The 14932-nt window shown below is 65.9% G+C and carries 17 protein-coding genes; 7 read left to right on the plus strand and 10 right to left on the minus strand.

Translation table 11 applies throughout. The annotated features are described in order from the left end of the window. Window positions 1-164: 164 nt before the first annotated feature. The 3 genes from K408_RS42420 to K408_RS0133735 all read left to right on the plus strand — a co-directional run bounded on the left by K408_RS42420 (window position 165) and on the right by K408_RS0133735 (window position 1717). On the plus strand, window positions 165-341 hold the full coding sequence (locus K408_RS42420) for a hypothetical protein (protein WP_155248773.1): 177 nt from the start codon (window positions 165-167) through the stop codon (window positions 339-341). 90 nt (window positions 342-431) lie between these two features. Continuing rightward, window positions 432-554 carry a hypothetical protein gene (locus K408_RS44020; protein ID WP_283805299.1) on the plus strand — a complete coding sequence of 41 codons (123 nt, stop codon included), beginning with the start codon at window positions 432-434 and terminating at the stop codon, window positions 552-554. A gap of 188 nt (window positions 555-742) precedes the next feature. Continuing rightward, complete coding sequence (locus tag K408_RS0133735; RefSeq protein WP_024342995.1) at window positions 743-1717, plus strand: ABC transporter substrate-binding protein; 975 nt, start codon at window positions 743-745, stop codon at window positions 1715-1717. 88 nt (window positions 1718-1805) lie between these two features. Here the strand turns inward: K408_RS0133735 and K408_RS39440 are convergent, their stop codons facing one another. Beyond that, a complete protein-coding gene (locus tag K408_RS39440; RefSeq protein ID WP_245265972.1) occupies window positions 1806-2852 on the minus strand; it encodes a GlxA family transcriptional regulator in 1047 nt (348 codons plus the stop codon). A 138-nt stretch (window positions 2853-2990) separates the two neighbouring features. Between K408_RS39440 and K408_RS0133745 the strand changes: the two genes are divergently transcribed. From K408_RS0133745 to K408_RS0133760, 4 genes are all read left to right on the plus strand, one after another. After that, window positions 2991-4037 carry a class I SAM-dependent methyltransferase gene (locus K408_RS0133745; RefSeq protein WP_024342993.1) on the plus strand — a complete coding sequence of 349 codons (1047 nt, stop codon included), beginning with the start codon at window positions 2991-2993 and terminating at the stop codon, window positions 4035-4037. Window positions 4038-4116: 79 nt separating this feature from the next. Continuing rightward, on the plus strand, window positions 4117-4254 hold the full coding sequence (locus tag K408_RS42425) for a hypothetical protein (RefSeq protein ID WP_155248772.1): 138 nt from the start codon (window positions 4117-4119) through the stop codon (window positions 4252-4254). A 154-nt stretch (window positions 4255-4408) separates the two neighbouring features. Continuing rightward, on the plus strand, window positions 4409-5482 hold the full coding sequence (locus K408_RS0133755; protein WP_024342992.1) for a LysM peptidoglycan-binding domain-containing protein: 1074 nt from the start codon (window positions 4409-4411) through the stop codon (window positions 5480-5482). A 160-nt stretch (window positions 5483-5642) separates the two neighbouring features. After that, window positions 5643-6911, plus strand: a complete 1269-nt coding sequence (locus K408_RS0133760) for a Spy/CpxP family protein refolding chaperone (RefSeq protein ID WP_029674668.1) — start codon at window positions 5643-5645, stop codon at window positions 6909-6911. A 32-nt stretch (window positions 6912-6943) separates the two neighbouring features. Here the strand turns inward: K408_RS0133760 and K408_RS0133765 are convergent, their stop codons facing one another. The 9 genes from K408_RS0133765 to K408_RS0133805 form a co-directional block, all read right to left on the minus strand. After that, window positions 6944-7987: a uroporphyrinogen decarboxylase family protein gene (locus K408_RS0133765; RefSeq protein WP_200948582.1), complete on the minus strand. Its 1044-nt coding sequence runs from the start codon at window positions 7985-7987 to the stop codon at window positions 6944-6946. A 36-nt stretch (window positions 7988-8023) separates the two neighbouring features. Beyond that, window positions 8024-8893 (minus strand): fumarylacetoacetate hydrolase family protein, encoded by an 870-nt coding sequence (locus K408_RS0133770; protein WP_024342989.1) that lies wholly within the window; start codon window positions 8891-8893, stop codon window positions 8024-8026. 3 nt (window positions 8894-8896) lie between these two features. Continuing rightward, window positions 8897-9556, minus strand: coding sequence for a polysaccharide deacetylase family protein (locus K408_RS0133775; protein WP_024342988.1), 660 nt, complete (start codon window positions 9554-9556; stop codon window positions 8897-8899). A 9-nt stretch (window positions 9557-9565) separates the two neighbouring features. Continuing rightward, the gene (locus K408_RS0133780; RefSeq protein ID WP_028146117.1) at window positions 9566-10387 is read right to left on the minus strand and encodes an ABC transporter permease; all 822 of its coding nucleotides are present in this window, start codon (window positions 10385-10387) and stop codon (window positions 9566-9568) included. 7 nt (window positions 10388-10394) lie between these two features. Next, complete coding sequence (locus K408_RS0133785) at window positions 10395-11201, minus strand: ABC transporter ATP-binding protein (RefSeq protein WP_051160764.1); 807 nt, start codon at window positions 11199-11201, stop codon at window positions 10395-10397. Next, window positions 11180-11935: an ABC transporter permease gene (locus K408_RS0133790; RefSeq protein WP_024342985.1), complete on the minus strand. Its 756-nt coding sequence runs from the start codon at window positions 11933-11935 to the stop codon at window positions 11180-11182. Before K408_RS0133790 ends, K408_RS0133785 begins: the two co-directional genes overlap by 22 nt. 5 nt (window positions 11936-11940) lie before the next feature. Continuing rightward, a complete protein-coding gene (locus K408_RS0133795) occupies window positions 11941-12903 on the minus strand; it encodes an ABC transporter substrate-binding protein (RefSeq protein ID WP_024342984.1) in 963 nt (320 codons plus the stop codon). A 47-nt stretch (window positions 12904-12950) separates the two neighbouring features. After that, window positions 12951-13658, minus strand: a complete 708-nt coding sequence (locus K408_RS0133800; protein WP_230646820.1) for a GntR family transcriptional regulator — start codon at window positions 13656-13658, stop codon at window positions 12951-12953. Window positions 13659-13850: 192 nt separating this feature from the next. After that, window positions 13851-14717, minus strand: a complete 867-nt coding sequence (locus K408_RS0133805) for a hypothetical protein (protein ID WP_024342982.1) — start codon at window positions 14715-14717, stop codon at window positions 13851-13853. Window positions 14718-14932: the final 215 nt, after the last annotated feature.

A 14932-nucleotide genomic window follows, 5' to 3' on the forward strand; every position in this document is an offset into this window, starting at 1 on the left:
CGGTGGCCGCGGCTCCCCCGGCGGGATCAAGAACTCCACCCCGTTCGGCTCCTGCCGGCAGGGTAGCTTCGCCTTGGCCGGCGCGCGCTGTGGCCCGCAGGGGATCGGACGGGGATCTTGCGATGCCGATGCGAACCAATGCCGCGCGAACGCATTGAACCGGCATGCCGCGTGAGAACGATCTCGAAGGTAAGCCCGACATGGGTGGCAAGCATGGCGGTCAGGCCGGCCAGCCCAAGCTTCCGCCGCGTCCGCAGGAGGGCGAGCGCGATGGTGACGTCGTGGCAAAGCGCCACACCGGCCAAACCGATCGCGCGCCGTCTCCGACCAAACCAAAATAGCGCCTCGCGCACCGCCGGCGCGCCGGAACGGCGGCAACGTGATGCCGTTAGCCTGGAGTGGCAACAAGAGTTGGAAACGGAGGCTGGCTCGTGTTTTGGATCTGTTGGAACACCGCCTGGTCGTTGATCATCAGCGGCATCATGGTCGCCACCATCGTCAGCCACCCCGACGCCGAATTCGCCGAAGTGCGAGCAGCCCGACGGTTGATGTGAGCCTCCCGACCTCGCGCAGGCGGATGCCGATACACGTCAGCTCTGCGGACCTGGTCCGCTCCCGAACCCTCGGCTCGACCCGCCTTTTGTCGGGAGCATGATCTTGCGGATGACTGGCTCTCGCGGCAGTTGCTGGATAATGGGTTTGCGTATGGCTAAGCTTTGGTCCGTTCAGGACACAGAACGAGATGGATCGACGCGCATTTCTGTCTTCGAGCATTTTTCTTGCATTGGCGTCGCGTAACGTCGCACGCGCAGCGGGCAAGGTTTTCCGTATCGGCTGGCTCACGGCGCAACGAGAGGCGAGCCTTGCTCCTTTTCTCGAAGTGTTTCGCACCGGTCTTCGCGAACTCGGATATCGTGAGAACGAGAACCTCGAGGTCACCTATTGCTATGGCGACGATGATCTAGCCCGCGTTGCGCCGCTGGCGGCAAGCTTGGTTCGCAAACCCGTCGACCTGATGGTCGTGCAGGGCGCTGCCGTCGCGGTCGTGTCCGAACTGAAGCTATCTACCCCCACCGTGTATGTCTTCAGCGGCGACCCCGTCGTCGCCGGCTTCGCCAGCAGCCTTGCGCGGCCGCGTGCCAACATGACCGGCTTGACGTTCATGGCCGCCGAATTGAACGCCAAGCGTTTGGAAATCTTGCGAGATACCGTTCCAGGCTTGCAACGCGTCGCCATCGTCGGCAATCCAGAACATCCCGGCTCGCAGATCGAACGCGCTTACGCGGAGGACACGGCCAAGAAACTCCGACTGGCAACCGACTTCTTCGCCACCGCAAACCAAGACCAGCTTGCCGCTGCATTCGCAGCGATGGACTCGAAGCCCCCGCAAGCGATTTCGCTCTTTGCGGATGGTTTTGCCATCCAATATCGGAGCCGGATCATTGAGCATGCGATGAAACATCGGGCGCCCGTCATTTCGGGGTGGCCCGTATTCGCCAGGAGCGGCGCCCTCTGCACCTATGGACCCAAGCTCTCCGACTCTTATCTCCGCCTGGCGTCGTATGTGGATCGCGTTCTCAGAGGAACGGCCCCCTCGGAATTGCCGATCGAACGGCCGACGAAGTTCGAAACCGTCGTCAATCTCAAGACCGCCAAGATGCTCGGCCTGAGCTTGCCCGACTCCATCATCGCCTCCGCCGATGAAGTGATCGAATGATCGGCGCGGGCCGAGCGTTAAGCTGCTAACCTGTCGCCGGACCCTGGAAAATTGAGTGCGTCGTCGGGACCGCTGCTTCCTGCTGCCGCTATCCGGCAGCACGCCGCGCCCTGACCGGTTTGCCGGAGGCCGGGGGCCGGGCTTCCGCCACGTAGTCGGGAAGTTGAAACTTGCGCCGGTAATCCTTCGGCGACACGCCGGCCTGCTTTCGAAACAGGCGGCGGAAGGAGGCCACGTCCTCGTAGCCGACCTCGCGACAGATGTCCTCGATACCCGCTTCGGTCGTCTCGAGCAGTTGCTTGGCCTCCTCGATGCGCAGCGTCTGCACATAGGCGAGCGGCGAATAGCCGGTCGCTGCGCGGAAGCGGCGATCGAATGAGCGCTTCGGTAGCCCGGAGTGATGCACCAGCGCCGCAATGAGATCCTGCCGCTGATAGTTCTGCGCGATGTAATCCTGGCATCGCGTGATCACGCCATCCCCGTGATCCACGTTCTGCACCATGGAGGCGAACGGCAATTGTCCTTCGCGATGCCACTGGTAGAGAAACAGCTTCGAGATACGGATCGCCTCTTCCGTGCCGCCGTATTTCGCGACGATCAGCAGCGCGAGATCCTGCCAGGACGATGCGCCGCCCCCGCAGACGAGATTGTGTCCGGGCCCGTTCTGCACCAGGACGCGGTCCATGCGGAGCTTGACCTCCGGGAAATGCTTTCGGAACACCGGCTCGTAAACCCAGTGTGTCGTCGCCTCGCACCCGTCGAGCAGGCCGGCTTCGGCGAGCACGAGCGATCCGCCGCATGATCCGTACATCTGTGCGCCTGCCTCGTGCATCTTCCTGATCCATGCGATGAGCCGGCGATCAAGCCCGGCGGTGCCGGTCTTTGCAGTGACGATCACATTCGGCACGAACACGATATCGGTCGATGCGACGTGATCGGTGATGTCCTGCGGCATGATGCTGACGCCGGTGACCAGCGTGATCGGGCCGGGCTCGGCGCCGACCAGCCGCGGCTCGAACAAGCCGTCCGGCGTGCCGCCTTTGACGCCGTCCCATATGCGCCCTGCGCCCCACAATGTGTCGAATACGCCGTAGATGATCGACGGATCGCATTCGGCAAACACCGGAATACTCACGCGTACACGTCCACGTGACATTCTGCAGCCTCTGGCTCGATTGGCTCGAAACTGACTATTCTGCCTCTGCATCCGCAAGTCCAGACACCGTATGTCGCACCTCAACGGCGCACGTCCGCGCCTTCGAAGGAGCAGGTCATGAACTTGGATGAGACAAAGCTCGAGCAGTTGCTCGGACTCGTGGTCAACGAACTCGGCGCGGCCTCCAATGCGGCGCTCGTCGTCCTCGGCGACCGGCTGGGTCTATTCCGCGCGCTGGCCGAACGCCCGATGACGTCAGGCGAGCTCGCCGATCGGACAGGGACCCATGAGCGCTACGTCCGCGAATGGCTGTCCGCACAGGCGGCCTCGGGCTTCGTGAGCTACGATGCGACGAACGATACGTTCAGCATGACACCGGAGCAGAAGGCGGTCTTCGCGGATGAAAACAGTCCGGTCGCGATGGTCGGCGGCTTCAGCCTGCTGCCGGCGGTCTATCACGACGAGCCGCGATTGGCCGAAGCGTTCAGAACCGGCAAGGGCCTGCGCTGGAGCGATCACTGCAATTGCATGTCCTGCGGTGTCGATCGTTTCTTCCGGCCCGGCTATCGCGCGCATCTGATCGCAGAATGGCTGCCTGCGCTGGGCGGCGTTGTCGAGAAGCTGGAGCGAGGTGCGAAGGTCGCGGACGTCGGCTGCGGTCACGGCTATTCGACAAGGCTGATGGCCGAGGCTTTCCCGAACTCGGACTTCATCGGCATCGATTACGATGAGGCCTCGATCGGCTGCGCTAGGTCCGAGACGTCCGGCGTGCGCAATCTCCGCTACGAGGTCGCCAAGGCGCAGGATTTCGCCGGATCGGGTTTCGATCTCGTGACGATGTTCGACGCCCTGCACGACATGGGCGACCCCGTTGGCGCGGCGCGTCATATTCGTTCTGCACTGAAGGACGACGGCACGCTGATGCTGGTGGAGCCGGCGGCGGGCGACAGCCTTGCCGACAATCTCAATCCGGTCGGGCGCGTCTACTACGCGGGCTCCACCCACATCTGTCTGCCGACGTCGCTGAGCCAGGATGTCGGTCTCGGACTGGGGGCGCAGGCCGGCGAGAAGCGGATTGCGCAGGTGTTGCGGCAGGGCGGCTTCTCGCAGATCGCCAAGGCTGCCGGTTCGCCCTTCAACATGATCCTGGAAGCGCGGCCATGAGGGCCGCGCTCATCCTCCAGAGGCGGATCAGCGCGGGCGCAGTCCGGCCGTACGCCGCGGGCGCAAGCCGAGAATTGCCGTGATCGACATCATCTTCCACCTCCTTCTCGCCCGCGCCTCGCTGGTCGCCGGCCTGTCCCGCTGGTCCTGGAGGCGGCTGGCTGCGCTCGGCCGCCGCAGATGGCGCGAATTCTGGACCGTCACGGCGGGGGCGTGACCGACGCCGGCCTGCGCCGAGCTTTGGGTGCCGCGGGGTAGCACCGGTTCATCCCGGGGATGGCACGAATCATCACATCGACCGTCTTGCTGCCGCAGCCAAATCGGCGCACTTTGCCGCCGTCGGCTGATTTGCCACCCAAGGTCCCTTTCAGATGATTACCGCATCCAAGGCCTTCATTGCCTTTTGCCTGCTCGCCCTTGTGGGCACTGCGCTCGTGGTCGGCCCGACCGAGCTGCGCCGCCTGCTGCCGGGCGGGACGAAGACTGTCGTCGCCGCCGCGCCGGAGGCAAAGATCGAACCCAGTGTCGAGGCCAAGATCGAGCCCAAGATCGAGCCCAAGACCGAACTCAAGGCTGAGGCCAAACCGGAGCCGAGACCGGAGCCCAAGCCGGAGCTTGCCGCCGCTGCGCCGCCTGCACCGGCCGCGGCGCCGCCGCCGGCCGCCGAGCCGAAGGCGGGCGTGCTGGCCGAGACGCAGAAGCAGGTGGCCGCGCTCGGCGATCTCGCGCCTCGCAAGCCACCGGCGGCTGCGGATGCCGGCCCGCGTTTCGACGTCGCCCGAATCGACGATCGCGGCGAGGCGGCGGTGATTGCCGGCCGCGCCGCGCCGGGCGCAAGGGTCGAACTGCTGCGGGACGGCAAGCCGCTCGATACGGTGGTCGCGGACGCCTCGGGCCAATTCGTGATGACCCCGCCGCAGCTGCCTGCCGGGTCGTATGAGCTGACGCTCCGGGCCAAGGCGCCGGACGGCACGGTCACGGAGTCCGGCCGGACCATGCCGGTGACCGTCGCCGAGGCGCCGCCGCCGCCCGCGCGGCCCGCAATGGTGGCGAAGCAGGACACCAGGCAAGCTGAGAAGCCGGACGACAAGTCGGATATCGTGGCCGCGCTGCCGTCGGCTTCACCGCGCCTGGCCTCGGTCCCCGACGGTCAGGCGGCCCGGCCGAAGCCGATTGGCGCGCCGAAGCCCAAGGTCCTGGCGCGGGCGCCGGCAGCCACGACGGTTGCTTCGGCCTCGTCGGCAGACGTGCTCAACGCCGCGTCGGCGGAAGCGGGCGGCAACCGGGTCATTGCCAAGGGCGACAGCCTGTGGGCGCTCAGCCGGCTCGCCTACGGCGATGGTTCCCGCTATGCGGTGATCTTCAAGGCCAATCGGGACAAGATCCAGAACCCCAATCTGATCTATCCCGGCCAGACCTTCGTGATGCCGCCTAAGGCGGAGTGATGCCGCTGCGGCGGCCGGCGTGCATGGGTTGCGACGCTTTGCCCTGTGCCGCGCCGGAACATTCGGTTCCCTCGCGCGTCATCGTGACTGCGGCGCATTGCGCGCTTGCCGCGGGAGAGAGGGTCAGGACGTGGCCAGATCGGCGGTCAAGTCTGCGTTCATGTCCGGGCGCGTGGGGCTGGCGCTGGCCGGCGCCGCCCTGGTGATTGTGGCAGTGCTGCTGCCAAGCAGAGCCGAGGCACAATTCGGATTGCGTGACGGACCACTCGGCGTCGCGCGCTTCGCGGTCGGCCACATGATGGGACTGTCGCGGCTGCGCCACTCCCGCATGGGGGTGCGCGGCGGCCGCCACCGCTCCGCCGCGTTGAGATCGCAGGATCCCCGCGGCGCCGGGCGTGGTCAGCGATCCAACCCCTACGTCCTGCGCGCGGCCCTCACGGCGCAGGCCGCGCTGTCGGGCTGGCATGGCGGGCGCCGGCCGCAAGGCTGGTGGCGCCATCCCGATGGCAGCTACGGCTGGGTAGGCCCGGTATTCTGGCCATTCGCGCACGATGATCTCACCAACGCGATCATCCTGGGCGACAGTACCAGCCTCTCGCTGTACGGCTATGGCGACATCTATGCCGCGATCTTCGCGCCTTATGCAGCGACGGAGCTCGCCGCCTACACCAAGTCGCAGGGCCGGCGCTCGCGGAGGGTCCCCTCCGCGGAGGCCCTTTGCGAGGCCAGCGATAGCGGCGGCCTGCCGGTCGACCGCGTCGCGAGCACCGTGCAGGCGAACGAGTTGCAGCGCACCGCGCTCGACGAGCTCGCGTCCGCCTGGACTGCCGCGCGCGACACCATCAGCAACGCCTGCCCGTCGCAGGCCCCGGCGAATGCCTCGGAGCGTCTCGGCCTGATGCGCGAGCGGATCGAGGCCATGATCAAGGCAATTGACGCGATCGAAGCGCCGCTTTCGAAGTTTTTCGATCTTCTCAATGACGACCAGAAACGCAGGCTCAATGCGCTCGCCAACGAGCGTCGTGCCGCGCTGGCCGCGGTTCAGCGCAAGGACTCGCAGGCGGCTGCCGCTTGTAAGCCGGACTACGATCCCCGCTATGACGAAAAGGCGCAGCGTCAATATGAGCAGCTCGTGCAGCAGCAATGGCCCGCCGCCGACATCGCCTCCACGCTTCAGCTCGACGAGGTCGCCCGCGCCCGATTTGAGGTGCTGCAGGATACCACGCTGCGCACCATGCAGAAGCTCAGCGCCTGCCCGACGGAAGCCGCCGCGACCCCGCAAGCACGCCTCGCCGCCGTCAAGGCGCGACTGCAGACGATGCTGCAAGAGGTCGGCGGCGTCAGCGATGCGCTCGACGATTTCCAGGCGGATCTGAGCGACGAGCAGAAGGCCGGGTTCGAGGCGATCGGACCGAAGCGGGGAGCGTAAGACTCGCGCCAAAACGCCTCGGGCGAAAGCCGCTAGCCAACCTCGCGCCTGACCTTCGCCGCTGCATCGCACATCGCCTTCAGCTTTCCAAACGCGGTCGCGCGCGGCATGTATTTCATGCCGCAATCGGGCGCCGGGATCAGGCGCTCCGGCGAGACATATTTCAGACCGTTGCGAATGCGGTCGGCGACGGTATCGACGCTCTCGATCGCGGGGTCCGCGAGATCGAGCACGCCGAGCATGATCTTCTTCGACGACAGGTCCTTGAGCACGCCGAGGTCGAGCTTCGGCTGGGCCGCCTCGATCGAGATCTGGTCGGCAATGGTGTCGTCCAGCTCGGCAAGGAAGGAATAGCCGGCGGGCTTGTTCGAGCCGGGCACGACGGCTGCATAGCCAAAGCAGAGATGCACCACGGTCGGCACCGTGATGCCCTGCAGCGCGCGGTTGATCGCCTTGACGGCATAGCGCTTGGCGAGCTCCGGATTGTTGCGCACCCAGGGCTCGTCGAGCTGGATCACGTCGGCGCCGGCCTTCTGCAGGTCGAGCGCCTCGGCATTGACGGCCTCGGCGAGCGCCATCGCCAGCTCTTCCTCGTCCTTGTAGAACTCGTTCTTGGCCTGCTGGCTCATGGTGAAGGGGCCGGGAAGCGTGATCTTGGCGGCGCGCTCGGTGTTTTTGCGCAGGAACTGCATGTCATGCAGCTCGACCGGGCCCTTGCGCCGCACGGGACCGACGACGCGGGGCACCGGCGTCTGCGTGTTGCCGGTGCGTGCCACGATCATCGCGGGATTGTCTGCGTCGATGCCGTCGAGCGCGGTGGCGAAGCGATTGGAGTAGCTCTCGCGGCGGATCTCGCCGTCGGTCACGATGTCGATGCCGGCACGCTCCATGTCCCGGATCGCGACGATGGTGGCATCGTCCTGGGCTTCTTCCAGATGTTCCGGCGGCAATCGCCACATGTCGTGCAGGCGGGTGCGCGGCACCACCTTCGACAGCATGGCGCGGTTCACCAGCCATTCCGGCTGGGGATAGCTGCCGACCACGGTGGTCGGCAGGATGTGCGTCGGCATGGGCATGGGGGTCTCCTTCTTGTTCTTGTTCAGCGCGACCGTTCAGGCCGCGCGCGTTGCCGCGGCTGAACCCTCGTCCTTGACGGGATTGCGCAGGATACCGATGCCGGAGATCTCGACCTCGACGACGTCGCCGCCCTTCATCCACAGCGGCGGCGTACGATAGGCGCCTACGCCGCCGGTCGTGCCTGTCACGATCACGTCGCCGGGCGCGAGCTCTGTGAAGGTCGAGCAATAGGCGATCAGGGCCGGCACGTCGAAGACGAGATCGGAGATCGGAGCCTTCTGCACCTCGACACCGTTCAGCCGCGTGATCAGCGTCTGCTTTGTGATATCTGTCAGCTCCTCCGTCGTAACCATCCAAGGTCCGAAGCCGCCGGTGCCGGCGAAATTCTTGCCCGGCGCGAATTGCGAGGTGTGCCGCTGCCAGTCGCGGATGCTGCCGTCATTGTAGCAGGCGTAGCCGGCGACATGGCTGAGCGCGGCTTCGCGCGAGATGCGCCGTCCGCCCTTGCCGATGATGACGGCCATTTCACCCTCATAGTCGAAACGCTCGGACTCCAGCGGCCGGATCATCGGCTGGCCATGACCGACCTGGCTGTTGGCGAAGCGGGTGAAGATCATCGGATGCGCCGGCGTCGGGTGGCCGCTCTCGGCAAGATGCGTGGCGTAGTTGACGCCGATGCAGAAGATCTTGTCGGGATCGGGGATCGTCGGCAGCAGCGCGACGTCTTCGAGCGCGTAGTCAGGCTTCTCGCCGGCAAGCTTCTTCAACTCGTCCATCGAGCCCTTCGCAAGCAGCGTTTTCAGCGCCGGATGGGCCTTCAGGCGCTTGCCCGCGTCGATGACACCCTTGTCGGTGACGATGCCATAGCTCGGCGTGCCGGCGATGGTGAAGCTTGCAACTTTCATCGGTCAAACACTCTCTTCGATGGAGGAAACATAGTCGTCGATCGGAAGCGCGATCTCGCCGTTGCGGATGGGAACGCAAGGCGGCGGAAAGTCCTGGCGGAAGCGGGCGCCGGCCGCGGCGGCGCGATCGAGAAAGCGTTCCAGATGATCCATCGCGCCGGTCGGCAGGTCGTGCAGCACCATCAGCGTCCAGGGCTGCCGGCTGCACTGGCCGAGCGCGCGCTCGGTCCAGCCCTCGGGGTCGTCCCAGTCGCGCGGAATGGAATTCCAGAGCACGCAGCTGTGCTTCTCGCGGGTGAGATAATCGACCACGGACGGCTTGAGCAGCCGCTTGTCCAGATTGCCGCCGCCACCGAACGGCCGGAACCAGCGCTGCGGATGAGCGAGATTGCCGATCGCGTCCTGCGTGCGGCCGATCTCGTTCTCCGCGCTGTCGCGCCCGGATTGCTCGCCCAGCGGAACGCTGTGCGTAAAGGTGTGATTGCCGATCCAGTGTCCCTCGCGGTGCGCGCGCTCAGCAAGGCCGCGCCGCTGGTCATCGGCAAGCTTCTCGCCGATGACGAAGAAGGTGGTCTTGATGCCGCGCCCGCCGAGAATATCGAGCACGCGCGGTGTGATGTCTGGATCCGGACCGTTGTCGAATGTCAGGGTCAAGTCGTACACGCGCGTACCTCACGTCGCCGGCTGCATCGCGCCCGAAGCGATCTCGTCATTGGCCTGACCGCCACGGGTGCCGGTTTGCCAGATCGCCGCCTTGCGCTCGATCCATCTGATGATGGCGTTGAAGCCGATCGCGAGGAACAGCACGAGCAGCACGCCGGCGAACACATGCGCGCTGTCGAGGATGGTGCGGTAGCGCGAGATCAGATAGCCGATGCCGGCCGAGGAGATCAGCATTTCCGAGACGACCACGCCGACGATCACCAGAGCGCCGCCGACACGCAGGCCGGACAGCACCGTCGGGATCGCCGCGGGGATGATGACGCGGACGAGCCGCTGGCTCAGCGTCGCGCCCATGCTGCGGGCGGCGAGCAGGAGCTGCGGGTCGATGGTCTGGATGCCGGCCGCGGTCGCGAGCATCGTCGGCAGGAAGCCGTAGATCGAGGCGAACGCGATCTTGGACTCCGAGCCGATGCCGAGCCACACGGTGAAGACCGGATAGAGGATCACCAGCGGCACCGCATAGAGGCTCGACACCATCGGCATGATCAGGACGCGCGGGCCGGGAAGGCTGCCGACGATGGCGCCGAGCAGGATGCCGCCGCCGCAGGCAAATGACATGGAGACCACGACCTCGTAGAGCGTGACCGCAAGCGCATGGCCGTATTCACCCGCGTCGGTCCACCCGGCCATCAACGTGGACGACAGTGACGGCAGGAACAATTCGGCAATGAGCCCGCTGCGCGGCAGCAGCTCCCACAGCGCGATCAGGCCGATCACGATCAGATATCGCAGCGTCCTGGCGCTGATCCTGGCGCTGATCCTGGCGCTCATCCCCGCCTCATGCCGATTTGCGGATGTGCCGCCAGATGCGGTCGCGCAGGCTGCCGAAGGCATCGCCGCTCAGCATCTCGTAGGTCCGGGGCCGCGGCAACTGGACCTGGAGATGGTCCACGATGCGGCCGGGCCGCGCCGACATCACGATCACCTCGTCGGCGAGATACACAGCTTCGGTCAGGCTGTGCGTGACGAACACGACGGTCTTGCCGGTGGCGGCCCAGATGCGCAGCAGCTCGTCGCCCATGGTCATGCGCGTCTGCTCGTCGAGCGCTGCGAACGGCTCGTCCATCAGCAGCACCGGCGGGTCCTGCACCAGCCCGCGCGCGATCGAGACCCGCTGCTTCATGCCGCCCGAGAGTTCGTGCGGATGGCGCCTGCCGAAACCCTCGAGCCCGACCAGCTTGAGCGCATCCTGCGCCTTGGCCCTCCGCTCGGCCTTGGGAACGCCGCGCAGCGCCAGCGGAAACTCGACATTGTCCTCCGCCGTCAGCCAGGGAAACAGGCTGGCCTCCTGGAACACCACGCCGACCCTGTCGGGGTCCGGCTGCGGGATCGGCGCGCCGCTGATGGTGATCGTGCCCGCGGTCTGCTGGCGCAGGCCCGCCATCATCATCAAAAGGGTCGACTTGCCGCAGCCGCTGGGGCCGACCAGCACGACGAAACGGCCGGGCTTGACCTCGAGCGAGACGTCCTCCAGCGCGACGACGTCCTGCGATCGGGTCTTGAACACCTGGCCGACATTCTTCACCTCGATCGCGCCGGCGCGCGCGGCGGGCTTGAGCGGGGTCACGTTCGCCAATGGCTGCATCGCGTTTCCACCCATCTGACAAGTTCGTTGAAGGTCATGGCGATCGCGGCAACCATCACGACGCCGGCGAGGAGCTGCTTCATCTGGAAGTTCTCGCCCCAGATTGCGATCTGATGGCCGATCCCGTCGCGGGAGGCGTACATCTCGGCGAGGATCACGCCGGTGAGATTGAAGATCATGGAGATCCGCAGCGCCTCCAGCAGCACCGGAAGCATGCTCGGCAGGTAGACGCGGAACGCGGTCTGCATCGGAGTGGCGCCATAGGAGCGCGCCACCGTGAGATGCTCGACCTTGACGGACTCCACCGCCGTGGTGGTCGACATGATCACGATGAAGATCGTGGAGAAGAAGCCGAAGCCGACCTTCTGGGCAAAGCCGACGCCGAACACCAGGATGAACATCGGCAGGAAGATCGATTTCGGGATGCTGAAGGCGAAGAACAGCAGGGGCTTCGCAACATCGGCAAAGTAGCGGTTCTCCGCGACGAGAAAGCCGATCAGGGCGCCGACCGGCACGGCGAGAGCGAACGCGGTCAGCACCTCGGTCGCGGTCACCATCAGGTCCTTCTGCACGGCCGCGCGCTGCAGGAGTTCGCCGAGCGTCGCGAACGTGTCGGAGGCCGACGGCAGCAGGCGCGGATTGACGATGCCGGTGCGCGACAGCATTTCCCATAGCGCCAGGATCGCGACGATGATCGCGATCCGCGCCAGGTTGATGGCGAGCTTGCCCTGCATCGCGACTACTTGGTCGGGACGGGCTTGAACTTGGTCGAGATCACCTCCTCGGCCGGCACGATGTCCTTGAGCCCGCCGAGCTTGGCGAGATCGAGCGAGAGCTGTACGGCCGCGCCCACATTGGCCGCGCCCATGTCGCCGCTGGTCTCGAGCTTCATGATGGTGTTGTCGTATTCGAGGGCCGCGATCTCCGGCGGCATCTCGTAGAGCTCGGCGATCAGCTTGACGGTCACGTCGCGATTGGCGCGCATGAACGCGACCGCGCCGTAGAGGGCGTTGACCGCCTTCTGCACCAGCTCAGGCTTGGTTTCGGCGAACTTGTCGAGCACGATCCAGCCGGCGGTGAGGTTCGGCGGAACCGCGGTCGCGTAATCCAGGATGCTCTTGGCCTCGCCCGATTTCGAGATCTGGAAGCTCAGCGGCGAATAGATCACGGCGGCGTCGACATTCCCGGCGAGCAGGTTCGGCACCAGGCCGCCGCCGCCGACGGGGACGCGCGTGAAGTCGATCTTCTTGTCCTGGATGGTCCACAGCGCAAGCAGGTCCGAGCCCGAGCCGGCCGCGGTGATCGCCACCTTCTTGCCGTTGAGGTCCTTGACTTGAAGCGTCGATTTGGCCGGCACCATCAATTGCCAGCCGAAATTGCCCATCGCGGCGTTGGCAACGATGCGCGACATCACGCCCTTCTTGCGACCGGCGGAGACCAGCGACGGCGGGTCGAGGATGATGTCGGCGGCGCCTGCAGCCATGCCCTCGAACGTCTCCGCGCCGCTGCGATAGATCGTCAGCTCGGCCTTGATGCCTTCCTTCTCGAACAGCTTCTGCCGCACCGCGGTCTCGGCGATCGTCGTCGGCCAGTAGGTTTTCGTGGGCAGGCCGACTCGAATGGTTTCGGCGGCGTTCGCCGGGCCGGCGAAAATGGCGGCGGCGACGAGCGACATGAATGCGTGACGACGATTGATCTTCATTGTTTCCTCCCGGTCTGTCTTTTTTTGTGCCGAATTCTTGGAAATCGTCAGGTCGTGCGGCTCACCTCCGCAATGCGCGAGGCGGCGAGCTCGACGAAGTCCCTGGTGATGCCGAAATGCGTCGACAGGGCGCGAACGGCCGCATCGGCGTCGCGCTCCACCACGGCTGCGACGATCGCCTCGTGCTCGGCCTCGACGTCGCGCGGCTTGCCGCCGAGCTCGCGACGGATCGACAGGCGGCGATATCTCTCGCTCTGCTCGTGCAGCACGTCGCGAAAGCCGAGCAGCCATGGCGAGCCGCAGGCGTTGACCAGCGCGCGGTGGAAAATGCGGTGGCGGACCACCCATTCCTCGTAATGCACGGTCGGATCGTCGGGGTAGTGATAGGGGACGGCCTTCAGGTCCGCCCAGGTCGATTGCACCGACACGAGCCAGGCATCGTCGCCCCGCTCGATCGAGCGGCGCAGCGCAAGCCCCTCGATGTCGATCCGGGTCTGGGTCACGTCGGCGAGGTCGGCGAGCGACACCGGGCTGACGCGGAAGCCGCGCTGGTCCGACGCCTGCACGAGGCCATCGGCGACGAGCCGCGACAGCGCCTCGCGCACCGCCGCAAGGCTCACCGAGAACTGCTTGGCGAGGCCGGCGATATGGAGCTTCTGGCCCGGCAGCAGCCGCGTCGCCAGAATATCGGCGCGCAGCCGCTCGTGCAGCGCCGACGTCAGGCTGCGCGGACCGTCACCGGGACTTCCCGACATGTCGAACTGGAGCGGACCCATCGGGGCAAATGATTGCAGCGCTCCATCCGCGGGTCAACAAAAATCGAAAATCGATTTTCCGCCGCGCGCAAGTTGAGCCTTGGCTCCTGCCGCACGCTCGCCGCGACCGGAACACGCTTCGTCACTTCGCTCTCGCAATGACGTTGAGACGCGCCCCGCGCCCGGGCCACCTCATCCGCACGCCCAATCGAACTTCATCTCCTTGAAGTCGAGCTGCGCGTTGCCGCCGCCGAAATTGTAGCCGCCGAAATATTCCTCGAACTCGATGTAGAACGGACTCATCTCCGGCACGGCCTGGCAGGGCCGCATGGTGCCGCCGAGATGGTTGTGCGCGTGATCTTTGGCCCAGTCGTGTAGGCGAAAATTGTCGCGGCCCGGCCGGTCGCCGACATAGTAATAGTAGGGCTGATAGCCGGTCGGCGGCTTTTCGCGGACGTGCTCGTCCTGCGGTCCCTTGCCGGCATTGAGATCGTTCGCGCGCGACGTCAAGGCGATCGCGCGGTTCTCGCCGAGATCGGTGCGCGGCGGAGCGGCGAACATCTTCTTCGCGTAAGGCGGCGCTGCCTCGAAGTAGGCGCGGGCCCCGCCGACATCGAGCCAGCGCGGCCGTTCAGCCGCTGTCAGCGCAAGCGGCGCCGGCGGTGCCGCGAACGCGCCGTCATACTCGGCTTGCGTCAGCAGCAGCGCGGCATATTCGTAGTTGAGAACGTCCGCCATGCGCGACAGGCGCGGATGCGAGGGCCGGGCCATCACCGCGTCGCGGATCTCGGGGTCGTCGGGCGCGCCGCCGTCATTGTGATCGGGCGCGGTGGCAAAGAACGACACCGCGACGATGTCCTCGCCATGCACGCGATAATCCTCCGGCAGAAGCAAGGTGAACCCGTGCATCAGGGGATAGCCGGTGACGGGATCGAGCGGCCATTGCTCGCTGCTGATACCCGGCGGCAACCCAAAGACCCAGCCATGGTCCCGCGCACGGTCCGCGGGCCGGTCCAGCATCTGCAGATCGTAGGCACGCGAAGGCAAGGCAAAGGCCACGGGTCGTCTCCCAGTCGGATTCAGCCTCGCCGTTGAGGCGAGGGTTGGTCGCGGGGAGCAGGGATGTGGTTCGGGGAGAGGGGCGCGGATGGTGCCAATCTGCCGGTGTTTTGCCCGACGTGTCAAACCGCGCCCGCACCCGCGCGGGGCTGCCGTAAGTCATTGACCTCAAAGCCCCCGCCTACTGTGCATGGGGTTGTTTTCGCACTTTCGCT

This window comes from Bradyrhizobium sp. in8p8, from assembly GCF_000426845.1.
Lineage (GTDB): Bacteria > Pseudomonadota > Alphaproteobacteria > Rhizobiales > Xanthobacteraceae > Bradyrhizobium > Bradyrhizobium japonicum_C.

Coding starts and splice junctions, on each gene's coding strand:
- K408_RS0133765 (WP_200948582.1), bottom strand. CDS start 7,987: ATGCCCATGCCGACGCACATCCTGCCGACCACCGTGGTCGGCAGCTAT.
- K408_RS0133760 (WP_029674668.1), top strand. CDS start 5,643: ATGTCCGGGCGCGTGGGGCTGGCGCTGGCCGGCGCCGCCCTGGTGATT.
- K408_RS0133735 (WP_024342995.1), top strand. CDS start 743: ATGGATCGACGCGCATTTCTGTCTTCGAGCATTTTTCTTGCATTGGCG.
- K408_RS0133745 (WP_024342993.1), top strand. CDS start 2,991: ATGAACTTGGATGAGACAAAGCTCGAGCAGTTGCTCGGACTCGTGGTC.
- K408_RS0133795 (WP_024342984.1), bottom strand. CDS start 12,903: ATGAAGATCAATCGTCGTCACGCATTCATGTCGCTCGTCGCCGCCGCC.
- K408_RS0133780 (WP_028146117.1), bottom strand. CDS start 10,387: ATGAGCGCCAGGATCAGCGCCAGGATCAGCGCCAGGACGCTGCGATAT.
- K408_RS42420 (WP_155248773.1), top strand. CDS start 165: ATGCCGCGTGAGAACGATCTCGAAGGTAAGCCCGACATGGGTGGCAAG.
- K408_RS0133785 (WP_051160764.1), bottom strand. CDS start 11,201: ATGCAGCCATTGGCGAACGTGACCCCGCTCAAGCCCGCCGCGCGCGCC.
- K408_RS0133790 (WP_024342985.1), bottom strand. CDS start 11,935: ATGCAGGGCAAGCTCGCCATCAACCTGGCGCGGATCGCGATCATCGTC.
- K408_RS0133755 (WP_024342992.1), top strand. CDS start 4,409: ATGATTACCGCATCCAAGGCCTTCATTGCCTTTTGCCTGCTCGCCCTT.
- K408_RS0133800 (WP_230646820.1), bottom strand. CDS start 13,658: ATGTCGGGAAGTCCCGGTGACGGTCCGCGCAGCCTGACGTCGGCGCTG.
- K408_RS0133770 (WP_024342989.1), bottom strand. CDS start 8,893: ATGAAAGTTGCAAGCTTCACCATCGCCGGCACGCCGAGCTATGGCATC.